The 18,082-nt window shown below is 70.6% G+C and carries 16 protein-coding genes and 2 pseudogenes; 2 read left to right on the top strand and 16 right to left on the bottom strand.

The window, feature by feature from the left end:
- Positions 1-27: 27 nt before the first annotated feature.
- The 3 genes from AB0D59_RS22755 to AB0D59_RS22745 all read right to left on the bottom strand — a co-directional run bounded on the left by AB0D59_RS22755 (position 28) and on the right by AB0D59_RS22745 (position 5,789).
- Positions 28-303 (bottom strand): hypothetical protein, encoded by a 276-nt coding sequence (locus AB0D59_RS22755; protein ID WP_362568130.1) that lies wholly within the window; start codon positions 301-303, stop codon positions 28-30.
- The gene (locus AB0D59_RS22750) at positions 300-4,700 is read right to left on the bottom strand and encodes a Hint domain-containing protein (RefSeq protein ID WP_362568127.1); all 4,401 of its coding nucleotides are present in this window, start codon (positions 4,698-4,700) and stop codon (positions 300-302) included. Before AB0D59_RS22750 ends, AB0D59_RS22755 begins: the two co-directional genes overlap by 4 nt.
- 153 nt (positions 4,701-4,853) lie before the next feature.
- Positions 4,854-5,789, bottom strand: coding sequence for an FG-GAP-like repeat-containing protein (locus tag AB0D59_RS22745; RefSeq protein WP_362568124.1), 936 nt, complete (start codon positions 5,787-5,789; stop codon positions 4,854-4,856).
- 222 nt (positions 5,790-6,011) lie between these two features.
- On the opposite strand from AB0D59_RS22745, the pseudogene AB0D59_RS22740 reads away from it, so the two are divergent.
- Positions 6,012-6,229 (top strand): annotated as a pseudogene (locus AB0D59_RS22740) (hypothetical protein); the annotation flags it as partial.
- A 173-nt stretch (positions 6,230-6,402) separates the two neighbouring features.
- Here the strand turns inward: AB0D59_RS22740 and dapD are convergent.
- The 5 genes and pseudogenes from dapD to AB0D59_RS22715 form a co-directional block, all read right to left on the bottom strand.
- Entirely contained in the window at positions 6,403-7,392 is a 990-nt protein-coding gene (gene dapD / locus AB0D59_RS22735; protein WP_362568121.1) for a 2,3,4,5-tetrahydropyridine-2,6-dicarboxylate N-succinyltransferase, read from the bottom strand.
- A 131-nt stretch (positions 7,393-7,523) separates the two neighbouring features.
- A complete protein-coding gene (locus AB0D59_RS22730; protein ID WP_362568118.1) occupies positions 7,524-8,507 on the bottom strand; it encodes a CU044_5270 family protein in 984 nt (327 codons plus the stop codon).
- A 2-nt stretch (positions 8,508-8,509) separates the two neighbouring features.
- Positions 8,510-9,150: pseudogene (locus AB0D59_RS22725) on the bottom strand (sigma-70 family RNA polymerase sigma factor).
- A gap of 116 nt (positions 9,151-9,266) precedes the next feature.
- Positions 9,267-9,803 (bottom strand): TetR family transcriptional regulator, encoded by a 537-nt coding sequence (locus AB0D59_RS22720; protein ID WP_362568115.1) that lies wholly within the window; start codon positions 9,801-9,803, stop codon positions 9,267-9,269.
- On the bottom strand, positions 9,803-10,123 hold the full coding sequence (locus AB0D59_RS22715; protein WP_351694858.1) for a multidrug efflux SMR transporter: 321 nt from the start codon (positions 10,121-10,123) through the stop codon (positions 9,803-9,805). Before AB0D59_RS22715 ends, AB0D59_RS22720 begins: the two co-directional genes overlap by 1 nt.
- A gap of 272 nt (positions 10,124-10,395) precedes the next feature.
- On the opposite strand from AB0D59_RS22715, the gene AB0D59_RS22710 reads away from it, so the two are divergent.
- The gene (locus AB0D59_RS22710) at positions 10,396-11,271 is read left to right on the top strand and encodes an AbfB domain-containing protein (RefSeq protein WP_362568112.1); all 876 of its coding nucleotides are present in this window, start codon (positions 10,396-10,398) and stop codon (positions 11,269-11,271) included.
- Between the two features lie 92 nt (positions 11,272-11,363).
- Here AB0D59_RS22710 and AB0D59_RS22705 read toward each other — a convergent pair whose 3' ends face one another.
- From AB0D59_RS22705 to AB0D59_RS22670, 8 genes are read right to left on the bottom strand one after another with little or no spacing between them, the layout of a single operon-like run.
- Positions 11,364-11,696, bottom strand: coding sequence for a metal-sulfur cluster assembly factor (locus AB0D59_RS22705; RefSeq protein WP_351694866.1), 333 nt, complete (start codon positions 11,694-11,696; stop codon positions 11,364-11,366).
- The gene (sufU, locus tag AB0D59_RS22700) at positions 11,693-12,163 is read right to left on the bottom strand and encodes a Fe-S cluster assembly sulfur transfer protein SufU (protein ID WP_362568109.1); all 471 of its coding nucleotides are present in this window, start codon (positions 12,161-12,163) and stop codon (positions 11,693-11,695) included. The genes AB0D59_RS22705 and sufU overlap by 4 nt, the downstream gene beginning before the upstream one ends.
- A gap of 18 nt (positions 12,164-12,181) precedes the next feature.
- Positions 12,182-13,438 carry a cysteine desulfurase gene (locus tag AB0D59_RS22695; RefSeq protein WP_362568106.1) on the bottom strand — a complete coding sequence of 419 codons (1,257 nt, stop codon included), beginning with the start codon at positions 13,436-13,438 and terminating at the stop codon, positions 12,182-12,184.
- Complete coding sequence (gene sufC, locus AB0D59_RS22690) at positions 13,435-14,226, bottom strand: Fe-S cluster assembly ATPase SufC (RefSeq protein WP_362568103.1); 792 nt, start codon at positions 14,224-14,226, stop codon at positions 13,435-13,437. The genes AB0D59_RS22695 and sufC overlap by 4 nt, the downstream gene beginning before the upstream one ends.
- Positions 14,227-14,233: 7 nt before the next feature.
- On the bottom strand, positions 14,234-14,563 hold the full coding sequence (locus AB0D59_RS22685; protein ID WP_362568100.1) for a non-heme iron oxygenase ferredoxin subunit: 330 nt from the start codon (positions 14,561-14,563) through the stop codon (positions 14,234-14,236).
- On the bottom strand, positions 14,560-15,744 hold the full coding sequence (sufD, locus tag AB0D59_RS22680; RefSeq protein WP_351732935.1) for a Fe-S cluster assembly protein SufD: 1,185 nt from the start codon (positions 15,742-15,744) through the stop codon (positions 14,560-14,562). The genes AB0D59_RS22685 and sufD overlap by 4 nt, the downstream gene beginning before the upstream one ends.
- 55 nt (positions 15,745-15,799) lie before the next feature.
- Positions 15,800-17,221 carry a Fe-S cluster assembly protein SufB gene (gene sufB, locus AB0D59_RS22675; protein WP_362568097.1) on the bottom strand — a complete coding sequence of 474 codons (1,422 nt, stop codon included), beginning with the start codon at positions 17,219-17,221 and terminating at the stop codon, positions 15,800-15,802.
- Positions 17,218-17,952: a metalloregulator ArsR/SmtB family transcription factor gene (locus AB0D59_RS22670; RefSeq protein ID WP_362568094.1), complete on the bottom strand. Its 735-nt coding sequence runs from the start codon at positions 17,950-17,952 to the stop codon at positions 17,218-17,220. The genes sufB and AB0D59_RS22670 overlap by 4 nt, the downstream gene beginning before the upstream one ends.
- Between the last annotated feature and the right edge of the window lie 130 nt (positions 17,953-18,082).

Below are 18,082 nucleotides of genomic sequence, written 5' to 3'. Positions count from 1 at the left end.
CTGAGACTCCGTACCACCGCCGCCCCGTCAGGACGGCGGTGCTTCCCGGACCATGAGCGGGCCGACGATCGCGTCCAGGTCCGCGTCCGTGAGGGGGCCGCCGGTGCCCAGGCCCTCCCAGCGTTCCATTTCCCGGAGGCGTTCCACCGGGACGTGGTAGGCGCTGAAGAAGTGGACCATGAGCTGGAAGACCTTGAAGTCGTCTCCCATCTCCCGCATCACCCAGCGCGCGGCCTCGGAGGCCGGGCGGCCCTCCTCGCCGAGCCGGCGCAGGCCGGCCACGATCGCCGTTCGGTCGGTCACTTCCTGAACACCACCTTCGCCGCTGTGTACTCGCCGGGCGAGCCGACGGTCTCCTCGATGGTCACCTTGGTGAAACCGTACTTCGCGGCCATCTTTCCGGTGAACGTCAACCGGGCGGCGTCCTCCGGGGAGAGCAGGTTCTGGATGCCGGCGTTGAAACTGTCGAGATTGTCGCGCAGTGCCCCGCTGTTCCAGGTGCCCCGTACTCCTTCCGCGTCACCGGCCAGGGCGTCCATGGCTCTGGTGAACATCTCACCGCCGGTGGGCGCCGTCGCCTCCGTGCCGTTCTTGACGACCTCGACGGCGGTGTTGAGGATGCCCTTGTTGTCGATGGAGGCGAGGATCGCGGTGCCGTTGTCGTAGAGCTCGGAGTACTCGCCACAGGTGTTGTGCACCAGCACGTCGAGGCCGGTCGCGTAGTAGGTGTGGTCGGTCTCCACCTCGAAGTTGAACACCTGGGCCGGGCCCGGCAGTTCGGAGACGCCGTCCACGGCGACCGTCGTACCGTCCCGCTTCTCCAGCAGATCGCCCGGCTTGAGGTCGCCCGCGTCGACCCAGCCCTTCCCCTTGACCTGGAAGGGGTGCTCGGAAGTCGCCCGGACGTCGCGGCCGTCTGCGTGGATCCGCACCAGGCCGTCGGCGGTGTGCCGGAAGAGCTGGGTGACCCGGCGCAGGGTCTGCTTGCCCGTCACCGGGTCGGCGGCCCAGACCCGGTCCCCGACCTTGATGTCCTCGATCTTCTTGGTGCCGTCGGCGGTGGCGATGGGTGTGCCCGCCGGGAAGCAGGCCGCTTTCGCGGCCCGGCCCACCTTGGTGAGGTTGGCGAGCGCGTCGGCGGTCAGGCCGGAGCGGCGCAGGTTGAAGATGGCCTGGTCCAGGCCGATGCCGGTACGCATGGCCGCGCGGAGCGCGAGGACGTATCGCGAGGCGGCCTTGAGCATGGGCGGCACCACGATGCTGCCGATCGCCCAGGCGCAGTCGCTGCCGGTGCCTCCCGAGCCGGTGAAGACCAGGCGGGCGCAGCCGATGAAGTCCTGGACCATGCCGTAGGCGACGGTCTTGAGGATCTCGGCGGTCAGCTCCCAACCGTCGATGTGGATCTGGTCGTCGTAGCTGAAGTCGATCGGCACGCTGTCGAGGTAGTCGGCGGTGTAGCTGCCGATGCAGTCGACGGCGCTGGTGTTGGGCAGCGGGCAGGTCAGGACCAGGTAGATCATGGTCCCGGTGATGTGGTGGGTGACGTCGATCTCGCAGCCGACGTCGCTGCCGCTGTGCGTACCGGTGCACATGCCGTCGGAGGAGATGGTGTCCTTCAGGCCGTAGGGCTGGGCGATGACGCCTTCGGCGCCGGCCGGCCCGTTCTCGCCCATCCGGACGGTCTCGCTCTGCGCGTTGGCCGCGGTCTCCGCCTCGGTGGCGGCGGCCTCGGCCTCGGTGGCGTCCTGCCGGGCGCGGGCCGCCGAGGCCTCGGCGGCGGTGGCGTCCGCTTCGGCCCGGTCGGCGACGTCACTGGCGGTGGCGGCGTCGGCCTCGGCCTCGGTGGCGGCGGAGCGCGCGGAGGCGGCGTCGGTCTCGGCGGCGTCCGCCGAGTCCCGGGCGTCGTCCGCGTAGCCGCTCGCGGTGGTGGCCGCACCGGCGGCGGCTGCCGCGTCGGCGGTGGCCTGCTGGTCGTACGCGACGGTGTTGGCCTCGGCCTTGACGGCCGCCTTGGCGTCGGCCGCCGCGGCGGCGGCCGAGGTGCGGGCCTGGGCGAGCGACGCGGCGGCCTTGGCGGCCGAGTCGGCGGCGTCGGCGGCGGCCACCGCGGCGGCCTTGGCGTCGGCGTTCGCCTGGGCGGCGAGCGCGGCGGCCTCGGTGGACGCCTTCGCGGCCTGGGCGGCCTTGGCCTGGGCCAGCGCCGCCTGCTGCTCGGAGGCCGTCTTCGCGGCCTGCCCGGACAGCACGGCGAGGCCGGCCGAGGAGTCGGTCTCCTGGTACGGGGAGCCCAGTTCGATGGCGTCGTTGGCGGGCTTGATCACCTGGGCCGCCGCGTCGCGTGCGGCCAGCGCGGCCTGCGCTGTGGCGTAGGCGAAACCGGCGGTCTGGACGGCCGTGGCGGCGGCCGCGTTGGCCTCCGCACGGGCGATGGCCGCGTTGGCCTTGGCCTCGGTGGCCTTCGCCTTCGCCGTGTCGGCGAGGGCCTTGGCGACCCGTACGTTCTCCGCCGCCGCGCTCGAGGCGGCGATGGCGTCGGCGGCGGCCGCGTGGGCCTTCTGCACCGCCGCGTGGGTGATCGCCGCGTCGCGCTGCGCCGCGTCGGACGCGGCCTTGGCACGGGCTGCCGCCGCCTCGGCGCGGGTCGCGGCCTCGCGGGCGTTGACCGCCGCGGCGGTGGCGTCGTCGGCGGCGGCGCGTGCCGCGCGGGCGGCGTCACCGGCCTCGTCGGCGGCGGTACGGGCCTGGGTCGCGGCGGCGCGGGAGCTCGCGGCGTCGTCGGTGCCCTCGTCGGCGGCGGCGCGGGACTCTGCCGCGTCGGCGCGGGCGGACAGGGCGTCCTCGGTGTTCTTCGCGTTGACCGCGTTGTCCCGGGCTATGGCGGCCCGGTGTTCGGCGGCCAGCGCCTCGTCCTTCTTCGTGGACGCGATGCCACCGGCGGTCTGCGCGGCGCTCAGTTTGTCCGCCGCGGCCTGCCGCTGGGACTGGGCCCGCTGGTTGGCGTCGGCGGCCTTGGCCCGCTCGGAGGCGGCGATGTCCCGCTGCGCCTTGGCCTTGTCGCGTTCGGCCTCGGCGGTGGCCCGCTTGGCCTTGGCGTCGGCTGCCGCGTCCTTCGCGGTGGCCTCGGCGGCCTCCGCCTTCGCTCGGGCGGTCTTGGCCTTGGCCGCGTTCTCGGCGGCCTTGGCGGCCTGTACGGCGGCACCGTCGGCGGCGGCCTTCGCCTGGGCGGCGGCCTCCTGGGCGGCGGCGCGCCGGAACTCGGCGGCGGAGGCGTGCGCCTGGGTCTGGGCCAGTGCCATCAGCGTCTTGCTGTCGGCGGCGGAGGCGCGGGTCGCGTTGGACGCGGTCTCCGTGGCCTTGGCGACGGCGGTCGCGGCGGCGGCCGAGGCCTTGGTGACCTGGACGGCCTGCTGCCCGTAGAGCAGCCCCCGGCCGCGCGGCAGCCCGGCCGCGTCGGCGACGGCGTACGCGTCGGTCTGCGCGGCGGTGGCCTTGGCGGCCTGTGTCTGGGCGGACTGGGCGGCCCGCGAGGCGACGTACAGCCGGCCGAGCGCCATGGCCTGGGCCTTGACGATGTCGGCCGCGACCTTGGTGAACTCGGCGGCGGCCGGGTAACTGGCGTTGGTGGTGGGCTGCTTGAGCCAGTAGGCCTGCCAGTCGGCGAGCCGGCTCGCGATGATCGACTGGCCGAGCGCCTCGCCGAGCGCCTGGGTGGCGACCTGGAGGTCACCGTTGGCGGCGGCCTCGGCGGCGAGGATGCTGTCGCGCTGCGCCTTCTGGCCGGAGATCTCGGCCTGCCACTCGGTGGACGCGACGACGGTCTCGGCGGTCAGGACGTTGTGCGGGTCGATCGGATTGCTGGTGGTGCACGACGCGAAGCGGGCCTTCAACGCCTCCACGTCGATCCGGAACTCGACCGATTCCGGGTCGGGGGCGGTGGTGGGGAAGCCGCCGTTCTGGAGGAAGATCCGGGCGTCGTCCGCGTACATGGGGTGCATGAACTGCATCTCCCATTTCCACGCCGACCAGTCCTCGTAGTCCTCGGAACGGTCTTCGGAGTAACGGGTGTTGACGATGCCGGTGACCGCGTCGACCGAGGACTGCCCGGCAACGGGCGCCTGGTCCGTGCTGAAGAGGTCGTCCTCGGACTGCCAGAACTGGTCGGCGATCCAGCCGGACAGGCCAGTGGTGGCGAAGGGGTTGTCCTTCTGATCGACCCACTGGAAGCCGGTCTGCGTGTAGCCGGCGGGCGGGGTGACGTCGAGGGAGGCCTCCCAGACCGTGTGCCGGTCGTAGAGCTCGTCCATCTTCGCGGACGCGGTCGCCTTGTCCTTGTCGTAGGCGACGGACAGCGGGGGCTTGGGAGTCTTGTAGTACTCCGGGTCACCGGCCGCCAGGAGGTCGGCGTCGGTGCCGGCCAGGCTGGTGCGGGCGACCGCCTTCATCTCCTGCCCGCCCCGGCGCTGCATGATGTTCATCAGGCACTGGGCGTCGCGGATCTTGACGGCCTGGTCGAGGTCGTAGCCGGTGGCCGGATCGGTGCCGGTGGCGGCGGCCGGGAGGTCGCGGGTGAGCCCGGTGGGCTGCGCGGTGGAGGCCAGGAGCGCGACGGAGCAGAGGACCGCCGTGCTCGACAGGAGTCTCCCCAGCAGGGGGTACCTCCGGCGGGCACGTGACCGTGCCGGGGGCGCGTTGGTACGCATCGTCAGTGGTCAGCCTTCTGGGCTGGGCCGGACCGGGGTCACGCCAGGGGCGAGCGCCGCGGGTGCGGGCTCGGGCATGGCGGGCTGCCGGAGGTCGGCCGGGAGGATGAAGGACAACGGGCGCCGACGTGGTGATCGGCGTGAAGTGCGGTTCTAGAAGAGGGCGTTGAAGGCGTTCCAGCCGCTGGCGCCGATCTGGACGCGGGTGGCGAAGGGTGCGGTGGAGCTGCCGGTGCCTTTGAAGAGCCAGAGGGCGCCTGCGGTGTCGCGCGCGATGAGGTCGGTCTTGCCGTCGCCGTCGTTGTCACCGGTGGAGACGAGCGCGTTGTAGGCCTGCCAGCCGGTGCCGACACTGACGCGGGTACCGAAGACGGCGTCGGCGGTGGCGTTGCCGGTGCCGGGGTACAGGTAGAGGGCTCCGGCGGGCGTACGCGCCAGGAGGTCGGTCTTGCCGTCGCCGGTGTAGTCGCCGTAGCCGGCGAGGATGTCGAGGGCGTTCCAGCCGCTGGATCCCGCTCTGACCCTGGTGACGACGGTGCCGTCGGTCTTGCCCTGGTAGAGCCACAGGGCGCCGGCGGTGTCGCGGGCCAGGAGGTCGGGCTGGGTGGTGCCGCCGAGGCTGCCGGGGGACATGAGGAGGTTGTACTGGTCCCAGCCGCTGCCGATGAGTTTGGTCTCGGTGGAGCGTTCGGCGGTGTAGTAGAGGGCGTTGCCCATCCGGACGTAGAGGTCGCTGTGGGTGCCGCTGTCGGAGTTGTTGACGCGGACGATGGCGGTGGCGGTGCTGAAGCCGGCGCCGAGGTCCAGGGCGGCCTTGACGCCGCCGCCGGTGCCCTTGGGCTCGTACGTCAGCAGGTGGCCATCGGAGGTACGGCGTACCAGCAGCGGCAGCATCGGTGCGCCGCCGGCCACGGGTTGGGCGTCACTGCCGTCCGCTGTGGTCGCGGTTGCCGTCGGCGCGGAGCCGGCTGACCACAGCGCTGCTGCGGAGACGACCAGGGCCAGTGCGGTGGCGGTCGAGAGTCTCGCGATGGCTGTGCGGGTGAACGTGCGCGGTTTTCTGCGCGCGAACCATATGCGCGTGGGCATGCCCGATCAACTCCCCGTTGTGGATGGGCACATGACCTGATGAGGATCACGGCCCGTGCACTGTACGAGGCGGCTGGATGTGATGTGAAGAAGTTTTGGGGTGAGCATGGTGAGATCGTGATGGGTGCGGGTGTAAAAGCGACGCAGGCGCACATTGTCACTTCGGGAAGGGGCGGAGCGAAGCTCCCCGCAGGCGCCCCCGCGCCGGCCACCCCTCAGCGGCCGCGGCGGCGCGTGCGGGTCGTACGGTCCTCGGCGCGCGAGCGGCCCCCGGGGTCGGCGTTCCGCGCGGACTCGTCGTCCTCCCCGAGGGAGGTCCGCTCGCCGGGACAGGCGTCGTCCACCGCATGGCCGCCATCGGGATCACCGTCAGCCACGGCGTGCAGCAGCCAGAACCCCGGCAGGCGACCGCCGGGGAAGCCTCACTCCTCGGCGTTCAGGGGGGAACACGGGCCGGCGTCTTTCCCGGAGGAAACCGTGAGCGCCCTCCCCCGGGCCGTCCTCGGGCCGTGGAAGGGCGCTCAGCGATGACCGACGTCGACAACTGCCGACAGCTCGACGGCAGGTCAGGACGCTGATCGTGCGGGCGGCCACAGGTCGCGGCCGCCGTTGGTCAGTTGTGGCTGTGCAGGATCTCGTTCAGGCCGCCCCAGACCGCGTTGTTCGGGCGGGCCTCGACGGCGCCGGTGACCGAGTTGCGGCGGAAGAGGATGTTGGAGGCGCCGCTCAGGTCGCGGGCCTTGACGATCTGGCCGTCGGGCATGGTGACCCGGGTGCCCGCGGTGACGTACAGGCCGGCCTCGACCACGCACTCGTCGCCGAGGGCGATGCCGACGCCCGCCTCGGCGCCGACCAGGCAGCGCTCGCCGATGGCGATGATCACGTTGCCGCCGCCGGAGAGGGTGCCCATGGTGGAGGCGCCGCCGCCGATGTCCGAGCCGTTGCCGACCACGACACCGGCCGAGATACGGCCCTCGACCATCGAGGTGCCGAGCGTGCCGGCGTTGAAGTTGACGAAGCCCTCGTGCATGACGGTGGTGCCCTCGGAGAGGTGCGCGCCGAGGCGGACCCGGTCGGCGTCGGCGATGCGGACGCCCTTCGGGACGACGTAGTCGGTCATCCTCGGGAACTTGTCGATCGAGGTCACCTGGAGGTGCAGGCCCTCGGCGCGGGCGTTCAGCCGGACCGTCTCGATGTCGTCGACGGCGACCGGGCCGAGGGAGGTCCAGGCGACGTTGGCGAGGAAGCCGAACTGGCCCTCCAGGCTCAGGCCGTGCGGCTTGACCAGGCGGTGCGAGAGCAGGTGCAGACGCAGGTAGACGTCGTGTGCGTCGATCGGCTTCTCGTCGATCGAGGCGATGACCGTACGGACCGCGACGACCTCGACGTTGCGGCGGGGGTCCGGGCCGATCGCCTGGGCCGCACCCTCGCCGAGGAGTTCCACGGCCTGCTCGGCGGAGAGCGTCTCGGTGCCGGCCGGGCCGGGCTCGGCGACCAGCGCGGGGGCGGGGAACCAGGTGTCGAGAACGGTGCCGTCGGCGGCGATGGTGGCGAGCCCGGCGGCCACGGCGCCGGTGGGACGAAGAGCAGTCGTGTCGGTCATGAGGGCAACCTAACCGGCCGGGGGCCGGGGAGGCGAACCAGCGTGCGGGGCGTCTCAGGGGACGGGCCGTGAAGAACGCCGGGCGGCCCGCACTCCCCCGTGGAGCGGGCGGCCCGGGTCCGGGGGTGGCGTCAGGGGCGCTCGCCGGCCTTGTCCACCACCGCCGTCGTGAGCCGCTCGCTGGCGATGGTGACCTTGCCGTTCACGACCGTGCGCCAGCCCACGACGTGGCAGGTCCGCGGATCGATCAGCGTCTGTGCGACCCCCCAGGCCTTGCCGCCGGCCTTGCTGTCGGCCGTGCCGCTGACCTTGCCCGTGCCGACCGGGGTGATGTCGTAGGTCAGGGCGACGGCCTTGCGGCCGGTGACCGTGTCGACCAGGTGGTCGGTGACGCTCCCGCCGGGCAGGAGCGCGAGGGCGCGGTACAGCGAGGCCAGCCCCGCGGGCGGCACGAGGTCGACCTTGAGGAGCTGACTGATCTCGGCGTAGTCGTCCCACGCCTGGGACCCGTCGTCCCGGACCGCGTTCCTCTTGCGGAGCGCCCGCAGCGTTCCCCCGCCGTCGGCCGGCAGTGCGGCCAGGAACCGGTACACATCACGCGGCGAGTCGTAGTCGTCCGGCCCTTGGCTCCTCAGATGTGCCGGGATGACGGTGAGCTCGGGATCGCCGTCCGCCGGGTGATAGGCCCGAAGTTCGCCGTCGTACCGGCGCCAGTAAACGGACGACCGTTCCCCGTGGCCCGGCTTCATGGCCGTGCTGGTGCAGATCCACTGCTTCCCGGTGGGCTCGGTGCCCGTCGGCTGCTTCTCCAGCGCATCGGCCGACCGTTCCAGGAAGTCGTGCGCGCTCATCCCCTTCAGGTCGAGGTCCGGCGTCGCGGGCTGCACCCTGCGTCCGGTGCCGCCCCCGCCCACCAGCAGGGCGGCGGTGACGGCGACGGCGGTCACCGCGGCCACGACCGCGACGATCACGAACTCCCGCCGCCACCACCCGGCTCGGCGTCGCTCCCCGGCCCGTACCGCGTCGGTCAGCAGGGCACGCCCCGCCGCCAGCCGTGCCCGGTCGGGCACCGGTGCGTGGGCTCGCAGCGCGCGCACCTCGGTCATCTCGTCCATCGCTATGCCACCTCCGCGGTGTCGCCCACGAATGCCGGATCGGCGCCCAGCGCCGTACGTACCTTGCGCCGCGTCCCGTTGAGCCGGGAGCGGACCGTGCCGACCGGGATGTCCAGCGCCTCGGCGACCTCCTGGTAGGTGAGGTCGGCCCAGGCGACGAGCAGCAGGACGTGCCGGTCGCCCGCCGTGAGTGCGGCGAGGGCGCCGGCGAGCGGGCCCTGCGCGTCGATCCGGTTCTCGGTGTGCCCGACCCAGGACTCGCTCCAGGACGCGGCGAGGGGGTCGTGCCCGGTGCGGGCCAGCGCCTTGAGCGCCCGTACCTCGGCCCGGCGTTGCTTGCCGATCAGGTTGCCCGCGATGCCGTACAGCCACGGGCGCGCGTTGGGGCGTGCGAGGTCGTAGCGGGAGCGGATCCGGAAGGCGACGAGGAAGGTGTCCGCGATGGGGGTCCCCCCGCGCGAGCGCATTCGAGCGTGGGGGAGTCGCCGGCCGCGGTCTCGCCGAGCCTGCGCGCCGCGTACCGGTGGATGTCGGGCGCGTGGCGATCGTAGAGCCGGGCGAAGAGCTCCGGTTGTTCCAGTGACTGGGCGACGGTCTCCGCGTCGTCCCCCGCCTGTGCCGTGGCCGGCGGCGGTCCGCTCACGAGGGCTCCCCCTGGGTCGTCAGTGCGTGCGTGTCGCCCCTGTTCCCCGATGCCCTCCGAGGGTTCACGGTGCCTCGGCCGGCTCGCCGGGAAGGGGAGCGGCGGACGTGTGCCGCTCAGGGAATCACGCGCCCCAGCGTCTCCCGCGCGTACCCCTCGTCGTACGGCGTCCCCGTCAGCAGCACCTGGAGGCAGATCCCGTCCATCAGCGCGACCAGTGCCCGGGCCGTGACCGGGTCGGTGCGCCGTGCCAGCCGTTCGGCGAGGTCGTCGGCCCACTCGGCGGCGACGGGGCGCAGGGCCGGGCGGCGCAGGGCGGCGAGGTAGAGCTCGTACTCCAGCTCCACGGCGGTGCGGTCCCCGCTCAGCCAGTCGCCGAGAATCCGGGCGAGGGCGGAGGCGAGGTCCGCCGAGGAGTCGTCCAGTCCGCCGCGCGAGGCGACCACCTTGGCGAAGCCCTCGTTGGCCTGCCGCAGCGCGGCGACCATCAGCTCGTCGAGGGTCTTGAAGTGGTACGTCGTCGAGCCGAGCGGTACGTCCGCCGCGGCGGCGACGGAGCGATGGGAGAGCCCGGCAAGCCCTTTCTCCCCCACCACGCGGATCGCCGCCTCGATGATCCGCTGCCGGCGCTCGGGGTCGTAGCGGCGGGGCATCAGTGCGCGCCTCCCAGGTTCAGGACCACCACTCCGCCGATGATGAGCACGATCCCGGCGACCTTGACCAGGCTCAGCCCCTCCCCGAACAGCAGCAGGCCGAGCACGGCGATGGCCGCGGTGCCGACTCCGGACCAGATCGCGTACGCCGTGCCGATCGACACGGTCTTCAGCGTCGCGGCCAGGAGCAGGAACGACACCACATATCCCAGTGCCGTCACCAGCGAGGGCCAGAGCCTGCTGAAGCCCTCGCTGTACTTCATCGCCGTCGTCGCGGCGACCTCGGCGGCTATGGCGCCGGCGAGTGTCAGGTATCCCATGCGTACGAGTGTACGCAACGTTGCGTACGACCGTACACAACAGCCGAGGCACAGCACTTCCGCGGCAGGGCGCCGTGCTCCACGCCTGAACTCCGCTGCGCCCACACGAAGATGATTGATTCTCATAGAAACCGCTAGCTGAAACGGCTCCCCGCGGCCGCACGACTCCACTAGTGTGTGCACCTCTGTGATCCATCATCACTTCACACTTCACCCACCCCACCCTCACACCCCCGGCTGCCGCTGCCTTGGCGCCGCTGGAGGAAAAGCGCATGCCAGAAACCGCCCCCCAACCTCCGCCGCATCCCCCCTGGGAGAACGGCTGGGCCCCCGACACCTCCCGGGCTCCCGGAACCCGAAGACTCTGGCTGGCCGGCACGCTGGCGATCGCCACGATCGTCGCCTGCGTCACCGCGACAGCCGTCAGCCGCACCACCCCTGACCAGGCGTCGGCACCGTCTCCCCCGCCGACCGACGCGGCCCTCGACCACGGCCCCGGCCTGCTCTCCTTCGCCTCACCGACGGCGACGGGACCGGCCACCCCCGCGAAGGACAAGTCGGGCGTGCTGACGACTTCGCCGGCCTCGTCCTCCTCCGCCACGGCGTCGGCCGCGGCACCGGGCACCACCCCGAAGCCCTCGCCGTCCGGCGCGAAGCCAACCAAGCCCTCGCCGGCCAAGGGAGGTTCAGGTGGCTCGGGTGGTTCGGGCGGCGCCACTCAGCAGTCCCCCACCCACAGGTCGGTCCGCTCCGTCAACTACCCGGACCGCTACTGGCATGTGAGCGACCGCAAGGTGAGGCTCGACCCCGTCCGCGGTTCGGAGTCCCGCGAGGACTCCACGTTCACCGTCGTCAAGGGCCTTGCGAACAGCTCCTGTTACTCGTTCAGGACGTCCGACGGGAAGTACCTGCGCCACCGCGACTTCGTGCTGCGCGCCGACCGCAGCGACGGCTCGTCCCTCTTCCACCAGGACGCCACCTTCTGCGCCCGGACCTCGGCCTACTCCGGCGCGGTCATGCTGGAGTCGGTGAACTACCCCGGCCGTTTCCTGCGCCACCAGAACTTCCAGCTGAAACTGGTCTCCTACCAGAACAGCGACCTCTACCGCGCGGACTCGGCGTTCCGCCTGGTGGATCCCCTGGCCTGAGCACGCGAAAGCGGCGGCACCTGCCCGGTGCCGCCGCTTTTCGCTACGCGGGTGTCAGACGTCGAAGCGGGTGTCAGACGTCGAAGCGGGTGTCAGACGTTGAACCCGAGCGCCCTGAGCTGCTCGCGGCCGTCGTCGGTGATCTTGTCGGGACCCCACGGGGGCATCCAGACCCAGTTGATGCGCAGTTCGTTGACGAGGCCGTCCGTGGCGGACTTGGCCTGGTCCTCGATGACGTCGGTCAGCGGGCAGGCCGCCGAGGTCAGGGTCATGTCGATCGTCGCGATGTTCGCGTCGTCGATGTGGATGCCGTAGATCAGGCCGAGGTTGACCACGTCGATGCCCAGCTCGGGGTCGACGACGTCGTAGAGCGCCTCGCGGAGTTCGTCCTCCGAGGCCGGCTTCATCTCAACGGTGTCGGTCATGCCGTCTTCCTTTCGACGTCGGCCGCGCCACCCAGCGCCTGAGCCGTCGCGTCCTTCCACGCCATCCAGCTCAGGAGGGCGCACTTGACCCGGGCCGGGTACTTGGAGACACCGGCGAACGCGACCGCGTCCTCCAGCACCTCCTCCATCGCGTCGTCGGGTTCGAGCCTGCCCTTGGACTGCATCAGCTCCAGGAAGGTCTCCTGGATCTGCTGCGCGTCGGACAGTTCCTTGCCGACCAGGAGGTCGTTCAGTACGGAGGCGCTCGCCTGGCTGATCGAGCAGCCCTGGCCCTCGTACGAGACGTCCTCGATCGTCGTGCCGTCGTACTTCACTCGGAGGGTGATCTCGTCGCCGCACGTCGGGTTCACATGGTGTACCTCGGCGTCGCCATCCCTGAGACCACGCCCGTGCGGGTGCTTGTAGTGGTCCAGGATGACTTCCTGGTACATCGAGTCCAGCTTCACGGTCTCAGTTCACGCCCTTCAGCCGAAGAAGTTCCGTACGTGCTCCAGCCCCTCGACCAGAGCGTCGATCTCGGCCGGCGTGGAGTACAGATAGAACGACGCTCGCGTGGTCGCAGGAATTCCGTACCGCAGGCAGACCGGACGGGCGCAGTGGTGGCCGACCCGGACCGCGATGCCCTGCTCGTCGAGGACCTGGCCCACGTCGTGCGGGTGGATGTCCCCGAGGGTGAAGGAGATCGCCGCGCCCCGGTCCTCGGCCGTGGTGGGACCGATGATCTTCAGGTCGGGGACCTCGGCCAGCCGCCGCACCGCGTACTCGGTCAGCGCGTGCTCATGGGCGAGGACCTTGTCCATGCCGATGGAGTTCAGGTAGTCGATCGCCGCGCCGAGGCCGACCGCCTGGGCGATCGGGGGGGTGCCCGCCTCGAACTTGTGGGGCGCCGGGGCGTAGGTCGAGGAGTGCATCGACACGGTCTCGATCATCTCGCCGCCGCCCAGGAAGGGGGGCAGGTCCTCGAGGAGTTCCTGGCGACCCCAGAGGACGCCGATGCCCGTCGGGCCGCACATCTTGTGGCCGGTGAAGGCCACGAAGTCGGCCTGGAGGGCCTGGACGTCCAGCGGCATGTGGGGAGCCGCCTGGGAAGCGTCGATGCAGACCAGCGCGCCGACCTCCTGGGCGCGGCGGACTATCGCCTCGACCGGGTTGACCGTGCCCAGGATGTTCGACACCAGCACGAAGGAGACGATCTTCGTCTTCTCGGTGATGATCTCGTTGATGTTGGACAGGTCGAGGCGGCCGTCGTCGGTGAGGCCGAACCACTTCAGCTTCGCGCCCGTGCGCTGCGCCAGCAGCTGCCACGGCACGATGTTGGAGTGGTGCTCCATCTCCGTGATGACGATCTCGGTCTCGTGGTCCACCCGGTAGGGCTCGTCGGCCCAGCCGAGCATGTTCGCCACGAGGTTCAGCGACTCGGAGGCGTTCTTGGTGAAGATCACCTCGTCGCGGCTGGGCGCGTTGATGAACTCGGCGACCTTGTCGCGCGCGCCCTCGTACAGCGCCGTGGCCTCCTCGGCGAGCACATGCACACCGCGGTGGACGTTGGCGTTGTAGCGCTCGTAGTACTCACTGAGTGCGTCCAGCACCTGGCGCGGCTTCTGCGAGGTCGCCGCGTTGTCCAGGTACACGAGCTTCCGGTCGTCGTGGACCAGTCGGTCCAGGATGGGGAAGTCCTTGCGGATCGCCTCGGTGTCGAGGAGGCCCGGCAGCTGCGTCACGCGACGGCCCCCCTTGAGTTCGCTCCGCTCACGGGGCCACCCTTCGTGTAAGCCTCGTAGCCCTCGTTCTCCAGCTTGTCGGCGAGCTCGGCGCCGCCGGACTCGACGATGCGCCCGGCGGAGAAGACGTGGACGAAGTCGGGCTTGATGTAGCGCAGAATGCGCGTGTAGTGCGTGATGAGCAGGGTGCCCACCTCGCCGGTCTCACGGACGCGGTTGACGCCCTCGGAGACGACGCGCAGGGCGTCGACGTCCAGGCCGGAGTCGGTCTCGTCGAGGATCGCGATCTTCGGCTTGAGCAGTTCCAGCTGAAGGATCTCGTGGCGCTTCTTCTCACCGCCGGAGAAGCCCTCGTTGACGTTGCGCTCGGCGAAGGAGGGGTCCATGGAGAGGCGCTCCATGGTCTCCTTGACCTCCTTCACCCAGGTACGCAGCTTGGGGGCCTCGCCGCGGACGGCGGTGGCGGAGGTGCGCAGGAAGTTGGAGACCGAGACGCCGGGGACCTCGACCGGGTACTGCATCGCCAGGAACAGGCCCGCGCGGGCGCGCTCGTCGACGGACATCTCCAGGACGTCCTCGCCGTCGAGGGTGACGGTGCCGCCGCTGATCGTGTACTTCGGGTGACCCGCGAGCGAGTAGGCGAGGGTCGACTTGCCGGAGCCGTTGGGGCCCATGATGGCGTGCGTCTCGCCCTGCTTCACGGTGAGGTCGACGCCCTTGAGGATCTCCTTCGTGGCGTTGTCGGCCTCGACGGTGACGTGCAGGTCTCGGATTTCAAGCGTTGCCATGGGTGCCTCAGGACTCCTGGGTGAGGGAGACGAGCACGTCGTCCCCTTCGATCTTTACGGGGTAAACGGGGACGGGGCGGGTGGCCGGGAGGCCGGACGGCTTGCCGGTGCGCAGGTCGAAGCTGGAGCCGTGCAGCCAGCACTCGATCTGGCAGTCCTCCACCTCGCCCTCGGAGAGCGAGACGTTGGCGTGGGAGCAGATGTCGTAGATCGCGAACACCTCTCCCTCGGTGCGGACGACCGAGATCGGCGTGCCGTCGAGTTCCACCCGTTTGGGGGTGTCGTCCTCCAGCTCGCTCAGGCCGCAAGCGCGTACGAACGCTGTCGGGGCTGTCATGCGACCGCGGCCTCCAGCTCCTCCTCGATCTTGGCGAGCAGCCGCTCCTCGATGTCGGCGACACCGATCTGCTGGACCAGCTCGGCGAAGAAGCCGCGGACCACCAGTCGGCGGGCCTCGTGCTGCGGGATGCCGCGGGCCATCAGGTAGAAGAGCTGCTCGTCGTCGAAGCGGCCGGTGGCGGAGGCGTGGCCGGCGCCGACGATCTCGCCGGTCTCGATCTCCAGGTTCGGCACCGAGTCGACCCGCGCGCCGTCCGTGAGGACCAGGTTGCGGTTCATCTCGTAGGTGTCGGTGCCCTCGGCCTTGGCCTCGATGAGGACGTCGCCGATCCAGACCGCGTGTGCCTGCTCGCCCTGGAGGGCGCCCTTGTAGGCCACGTTCGACTTGCAGTGCGGGGTGTTGTGGTCCACGAACAGCCGGTGCTCCTGGTGCTGACCGGCGTCCGTGAAGTACAGGCCGTACAGCTCGGCCTCGCCACCGGTGCCGGCGTAGGAGACCCGCGGGTGCAGTCGTACGACGTCGCCGCCGAAGGTGACGACGACCGACTTGAAGGAGGCGTCGCGGCCGATGAGGGCGTTGTGCTGGGCCACGTGCACGGCCTTGTCGTCCCAGTCCTGGACGGAGACGACGGTGAGCTTGGCACCGTCGCCCAGGACGTACTCGACGTTGGCGGCGGTGACCACGTCGCCGGTGTGGTCGATGACGACGACGGCCTCGGCGAAGGCGCCCAGCTCGATGATCTGGTGGCCGTAGGAGACCCCGCCCTGGCCGTGCACGGCGATCCGGATCGGCTCGGTGAGCACCGTCTCCTTGGGGACGGTGACCACGCCGGCCTGCTCGAAGGCGGAGTACGCCTGGGCGGCGACCCGGTCCACCGGGGTGCCGGCCCGGCCGAGCCGGGGGTCGTCGCGGCCGACCAGCTCGACGGTGACGCCCTCGGGGGCCTCCACCGCGACCTTCAGGCCGTCGCCGGTGGCGACCGCCGTGCCGTCGTGCAGCCCGCGCAGGCGCTCCAGCGGGGTGAACCGCCACTCCTCCTCGCGGCCGTGCGGGACCGGGAAGTCCGCGACGTCGAAGGACGGGGGCGCGCTCATGCGCGTGGCGACGGTCGACTCGGCGGCCACCGCGATCTGGCCGGCGGTGGTGCTGCCCACCGGGATGTTCTGAGCCTCAGCCATGGCTGTCGGTCTGCTCGCTTTCTTACGTGAGTGGCTTGACGGTGACGGCGGTCGCTTAGCCGACCGCGCCTTCCATCTGGAGCTCGATCAGCCGGTTGAGCTCGAGGGCGTACTCCATGGGCAGTTCCTTCGCGATCGGCTCGACGAAGCCGCGCACGATCATCGCCATCGCCTCGAACTCGGTCATACCGCGGCTCATCAGGTAGAAGAGCTGGTCCTCGGAGACCTTGGAGACGGTCGCCTCGTGGCCCATGGACACGTCGTCCTCGCGGACGTCCACGTACGGGTACGTGTCGGAGCGGGAGATGGTGTCGACGAGCAGCGCGTCGCACAGCACGTTCGACTTGGAGCCGTGGGCGCCCTCGCCGATCTCGACCAGGCCGCGGTAGGAGGTACGGCCGCCGCCGCGCGCCACGGACTTGGAGACGATGTTGGACGACGTGTTCGGCGCCATGTGGACCATCTTGGAGCCGGCGTCCTGGTGCTGGCCCTCGCCCGCGAAGGCGATGGAGAGGGTCTCGCCCTTGGCGTGCTCGCCCATCAGGTAGACGGCCGGGTACTTCATCGTCACCTTGGAGCCGATGTTGCCGTCGATCCACTCCATGGTCGCGCCCTCGTAGGCGACGGCGCGCTTGGTGACCAGGTTGTAGACGTTGTTCGACCAGTTCTGGATGGTCGTGTAGCGGCAGCGGGCGTTCTTCTTGACGATGATCTCGACGACCGCGGAGTGCAGCGAGTCCGACTTGTAGATCGGGGCGGTGCAGCCCTCGACGTAGTGCACGTAGGCACCCTCGTCGACGATGATCAGGGTCCGCTCGAACTGGCCCATGTTCTCGGTGTTGATCCGGAAGTAGGCCTGGAGCGGGATCTCCACGTGGACGCCCGGCGGGACGTAGATGAAGGAGCCGCCCGACCAGACGGCGGTGTTCAGGGAGGCGAACTTGTTGTCACCGACCGGGATGACGGTCCCGAAGTACTCCTTGAAGAGCTCCGGGTGCTCCTTCAGCGCGGTGTCGGTGTCCAGGAAGATGACGCCCTGCTCCTCCAGGTCCTCGCGGATCTGGTGGTAGACGACCTCCGACTCGTACTGGGCGGCGACACCGGCGACCAGGCGCTGCTTCTCCGCCTCCGGGATGCCCAGCTTGTCGTAGGTGTTCTTGATGTCCTCGGGCAGGTCCTCCCAGGACTCCGCCTGCTTCTCCGTGGAGCGCACGAAGTACTTGATGTTGTCGAAGTCGATCCCCGACAGGTCGGAACCCCAGTTCGGCATCGGCTTCTTCTCGAAGAGGCGCAGGCCCTTGAGACGGAGCTTGGTCATCCACTCGGGCTCGGACTTCTTCTCGGAGATGTCCCGGACGACGTCCTCGTTGATGCCGCGCTTGGCAGAGGCGCCGGCCGTGTCGGAGTCGGCCCAGCCGTATTCGTACTTGCCCAGACCCTCGAGTTCGGGGTGGGCAGTCTCCGTGGGGAGAGTCATGCGGGGTTCCTCCCGGCCGTGCTAGCAGATGCGTCAGTGGAAATCTTGGGGATGAACGTCGTGCAGACGCCGTCGCCGTGCGCGATGGTCGCCAGTCGCTGGACGTGCGTTCCGAGCAGCTCGGCGAAGATCTCCGTCTCCGCCTCGCACAGCTGCGGGAACTGCTCCGCGACATGGGCGACCGGGCAGTGGTGTTGGCACAGCTGTTCGCCGACCGGTGCGGTGCGCGCCGTTGCAGCGTACCCGTCCCTGCTCAGGGCCTTGGCCAGCGCTTCCGTGCGGTCGTCGGGGCTCACGGCCTCGATCGCCTTGCGGTAGGCGCTCGCCTGTGCGGCGATCCGGGCCCGCGCGAAGGCGGCGACCGCCTCCTGGCCGCCCCCCTGCTCGGCGATCCAGCGCAGCGCGTCGGCGGCGAGGCTGTCGTAGGACTGGTCGAAGGCGTCGCGGCCGCAGTCGGTGAGGGCGAAGACCTTGGCGGGCCTCCCCCGGGTCCGCGCGCCGTACACCCGCTGCTCGCGCGCCTCCACGACGTCGTCGGCGACCAGGGCGTCCAGGTGCCGGCGTACGGCCGCCGGGGTCAGACCCAGGCGTCCGGCCAGCTCGGTGACGGTCGACGGGCCGTGGTCCAGGATCGACCGCGCGACCCGGTTGCGCGTCGAACGCTCACCGGTCGCGAGTTCCTCCTGCCGGGTCCCCGTGGGGGTCTCCCGAGCCTCGCCGACGTTTTTCACAACGCCATTGTTGCGTAATTCCTCAGAGCCAGGCAAGCGGCGTCCGGACCGCCGGACGGTGCCCTGCGTCACTTAGGTTTACCTAATCTGACCTGCGCAAACGATCTTTGATCGATCATCCCTCACGCAA

The sequence above is a fragment of the Streptomyces sp. NPDC048417 genome, assembly GCF_040651615.1.
GTDB lineage: Bacteria > Actinomycetota > Actinomycetes > Streptomycetales > Streptomycetaceae > Streptomyces.
Note: the sequence above shows the minus strand (reverse complement) of the source record. Positions and strands in the feature narration are given on the sequence as shown.

Bases quoted from the DNA above. Each gene is read 5' to 3' on its own strand.
- AB0D59_RS22705 (WP_351694866.1), bottom strand. From the start codon at position 11,696: ATGACCGACACCGTTGAGATGAAGCCGGCCTCGGAGGACGAACTCCGC.
- dapD (WP_362568121.1), bottom strand. From the start codon at position 7,392: ATGACCGACACGACTGCTCTTCGTCCCACCGGCGCCGTGGCCGCCGGG.
- AB0D59_RS22745 (WP_362568124.1), bottom strand. From the start codon at position 5,789: ATGCCCACGCGCATATGGTTCGCGCGCAGAAAACCGCGCACGTTCACC.
- sufB (WP_362568097.1), bottom strand. From the start codon at position 17,221: ATGACTCTCCCCACGGAGACTGCCCACCCCGAACTCGAGGGTCTGGGC.
- AB0D59_RS22750 (WP_362568127.1), bottom strand. From the start codon at position 4,700: ATGCGTACCAACGCGCCCCCGGCACGGTCACGTGCCCGCCGGAGGTAC.
- AB0D59_RS22730 (WP_362568118.1), bottom strand. From the start codon at position 8,507: ATGGACGAGATGACCGAGGTGCGCGCGCTGCGAGCCCACGCACCGGTG.
- sufD (WP_351732935.1), bottom strand. From the start codon at position 15,744: ATGGCTGAGGCTCAGAACATCCCGGTGGGCAGCACCACCGCCGGCCAG.
- AB0D59_RS22685 (WP_362568100.1), bottom strand. From the start codon at position 14,563: ATGACAGCCCCGACAGCGTTCGTACGCGCTTGCGGCCTGAGCGAGCTG.
- AB0D59_RS22720 (WP_362568115.1), bottom strand. From the start codon at position 9,803: ATGCCCCGCCGCTACGACCCCGAGCGCCGGCAGCGGATCATCGAGGCG.
- AB0D59_RS22715 (WP_351694858.1), bottom strand. From the start codon at position 10,123: ATGGGATACCTGACACTCGCCGGCGCCATAGCCGCCGAGGTCGCCGCG.
- AB0D59_RS22710 (WP_362568112.1), top strand. From the start codon at position 10,396: ATGCCAGAAACCGCCCCCCAACCTCCGCCGCATCCCCCCTGGGAGAAC.
- sufC (WP_362568103.1), bottom strand. From the start codon at position 14,226: ATGGCAACGCTTGAAATCCGAGACCTGCACGTCACCGTCGAGGCCGAC.